At 30.8% G+C, this 3,239-nt stretch carries 3 protein-coding genes; all 3 read right to left on the bottom strand.

The window, feature by feature from the left end:
* Positions 1 to 3 precede the first annotated feature (3 nt).
* Genes LDB17_RS13855 through LDB17_RS13865 form a run of 3 tightly spaced genes read right to left on the bottom strand, consistent with a single transcriptional unit; the run spans position 4 to position 3,179 of the window.
* Positions 4 to 594, bottom strand: a complete 591-nt coding sequence (locus LDB17_RS13855) for a glycosyltransferase (RefSeq protein ID WP_393925092.1) — start codon at positions 592 to 594, stop codon at positions 4 to 6.
* Between the two features lie 21 nt (positions 595 to 615).
* On the bottom strand, positions 616 to 1,737 hold the full coding sequence (locus LDB17_RS13860) for a glycosyltransferase (RefSeq protein WP_252639044.1): 1,122 nt from the start codon (positions 1,735 to 1,737) through the stop codon (positions 616 to 618).
* On the bottom strand, positions 1,734 to 3,179 hold the full coding sequence (locus tag LDB17_RS13865) for a lipopolysaccharide biosynthesis protein (RefSeq protein WP_393925093.1): 1,446 nt from the start codon (positions 3,177 to 3,179) through the stop codon (positions 1,734 to 1,736). The genes LDB17_RS13860 and LDB17_RS13865 overlap by 4 nt, the downstream gene beginning before the upstream one ends.
* Positions 3,180 to 3,239 lie beyond the last annotated feature (60 nt).

The following is a 3,239-nucleotide window of genomic DNA, read 5'->3' on the forward strand; positions in this document are numbered from 1 at the left end:
GTCTTACATAGATACTCCTATTGTTATATTTACAGATTCATAACGCCAATAAAATCCTTCGCCACTAGACGAAGCGTTATCTTTTGATTCTATGTTTACTCTTTTTTCTCCTGTTACACAACCTACTTTACTGTCTGCAAATAAGGATACTATTTCTTTTATACTTTGAGTATTTAGTATAGCATTTGCATCTGTAAATATAACAATAGGAGTATCTATGTAAGACATGCTTCTGTTTATGGCAGCAGTTTTTCCTTCACGTTCAGGTTTATGCAAGACTTTTATATTAGGATACGACTTTAGCATCTCTACTGTATTGTCTGTGCTGCCATCAGTAACCCAGACAACGTGGAGCTTTTCCTTTGGATAATCTAATGACTCTATATTGGCCATTTTTTCGACCACAACATTTTCTTCGTTATAAGCTGCAATCAGCAAGGTTACATCGAGTAACTCGACATCTTGCAATTTATTCTTGCTCCTTGATTTAAAAAATTCTTTGATTTTTACCAGAAACCAAATTAAGATGCCATACCCTAAGTAAGTATAGAAAATAATGAATGCAAATAGGTAGAATACAATAATTAAAATCATAGAAACAACAATTCAAATCGTTTATTTACAAGCTGAAATAACCTTTTCCATCTGATTCTTCCATGAAAGATCATTGATAGAATTGCGTATTTCTATAGCAGGTATTGTTTTTACTTTTTCATAAAATGCAATCACATCGAGAATATTTATTGGAGATTCATCGGCACCTACTTTCATAATATAAGGTTTTTCTTCAAAATCATCATCTATCTCGGAGTAGATAAACGGAATGCCTCTTGCTGCGTATTCTCGGTTTTTTAAAGTCTTTATATTGCTGATCCCACTTCGATGACGTCCCAGACTGGCAATACCCAATGATGCCTCATTAAACAAGTTATCTAAGCTTTCTCCATATTGTGGGCCATGAAATGTGACATAGTTTTCCAATTTATTCTGGATTATATAATTTTTTAGCTTCGCAATTTCACGTTCATCTCCGTACCCTACAATTTCATACCGAACTTCTATATCTTGTTTCACTTTATAATATTCGGTTAATCCTTTTAGTAAACGGTCGAATCCATGCCAAACATGAATTTCAGCTACGCTTATCAGAGTAATTATATTCGGATTACTATTTGTCGGCTCTTTTATTTTTATAGCATCGAAGTCTATACCATTCGATATATTAATTGTTTTTGCTCCAAAGATATTTGTTTCGTTTGAAAATGTCACAATTCTGAATATATTATGAGATAGTTTGCCACGATATAGCTTATCCGTGAATAACTGTAGGCGAACCGGCAAAGAACTATTGATGTATTCTTTGTCGTATGGATATGTTGGGATTTCGAGCAATGTTTTCACCCCTATTTTAGCCGCTTGCTTCACAAAAGAAATTAAAAACGGATTTGCATTGTGATATGATCTTATATAGATAATATTTATATTGTTGGTTTTTATGTATTTTAATATTTTAGAATAGTCAATCCATTTTTTTATTTTGCCCTTAATCCCATGTTCAAAGTTTTCTAGCTCCTGATCATCTATCATTCGTCTCTGATACCCATCATTGTTAATCTGAATGTAACATAGATGTGTTTCTACATCACACTGCTTCAAAGCACTAACCTGATAGTGTATCTTTTTACTTATGCCGTTATATGCCTCAAACCCATGAAAAATCAGGTATAATAGTTTCATCTCATTTTATTTTTTAATTTTCTATAAATATCGAATTCTTTTGTTAGCTGTATATAAAGGCCGTATATAAGTATAAATATTAAACTTTTGAACAAAGTACTTATAAATATGTTTGATATTGTTACTAACTGAGATATAAATAGTAGAATTGAAAATAGAATGATACTAAGAATTATTGGAGATATGAATTGTTTGACAAAATTAATAATACTTGTCTTTAAAGTATATCGGTACATGATATAGTAACATTGAATAAAATTCATAGTAAATGTAATTGTAATGCACCATGCAACTGCAATAAGCGAATTAAATATAAATATTCCGATTAATATACCTGAAACATTTAATATAGAAGATAACAGTCCACTTATGAATAATAATTTTGTAGCATTAGCTGCTTGAAAAATAGCACCAGATGTAGATAATATGATTTGTATTCCGACTGATAAGGATAGAACCTGAAATACAGGTATAGAGTTTATCCATTGATCCCCAAATACTATTAATACAGCCTCTCTTGCTGTGAACCAAAGTAGTATAGACAAAGGAAACCCAATGAAAGCTAAAAGGCGGACAACTTTGAGATAAGAGGATGATAGCTTTTTAAGGTCATTCTGAAAGTCTGAAAAAATAGGATGCATAACAGGTGTTATGGCATAGGTTATATTTTGTAATGGTAACATCATTAGACGGTATGATTTTTCATAATATCCTAGCAAAGACATTCCCATATATTTCCCGATCAGTAATTTGTCAAGATTCCTACTAAAGTAATTTATTAGATTGAACAGAAACTGATAAGAGGAGTAAGAAAGTATAATCTTTAATGAAGAAATATTAAATGTAATCTTGATCTTTTGGGGATAACGTAATATGTTAACAATAAATAGAGATGTACTTGAAAAGATCGGATTAATAAGCAAAGCATATAATCTAGCTCCATTTAAGGCCGCAATTATAGATATAAATCCACCTAGAAATTGGACTACTAATGTTCGAAAGGCAATGAACTTAAATTCCTTATTTCTGTACAACAATGCGCTTGGAACAATATTAACTGTAACAAAGAATAAATTCACAGATAATATCTGACATATCTTGATGAGACTATTCATTCCATAATAAGATGCTATAGCCCATGATGAAATAAAGAATCCTAGAGAAATAATTATTCCCAGCCAAACAGTGAAGGTGAAGATATCAGATAAATTTTCTTTAGTTAAGCTCTTATTCTGTATTATTGCAGGAGCTAATCCTAAATCACTTAAAATACTGAAAAAAGTAATGATAACCATAGCTATCGCTATTAGACCAAAATCTTCAGGGGTAATAAGTCTAGCTAATACAGCAGAAACAATTAATGATACAATAATACCACTGTATTTAGATATTGCATTATATGTGACACCTGTAAATAAATCTTTTTTTAATGACACTTGTATTAATTATTATTTTATATATGATTTAGGATTAGCTCCTGCAATAATACAGAATAAGAGCTT

The organism is Dysgonomonas sp. Shenzhen-Wh21 (assembly GCF_043392705.1).
Lineage (GTDB): Bacteria > Bacteroidota > Bacteroidia > Bacteroidales > Dysgonomonadaceae > Dysgonomonas.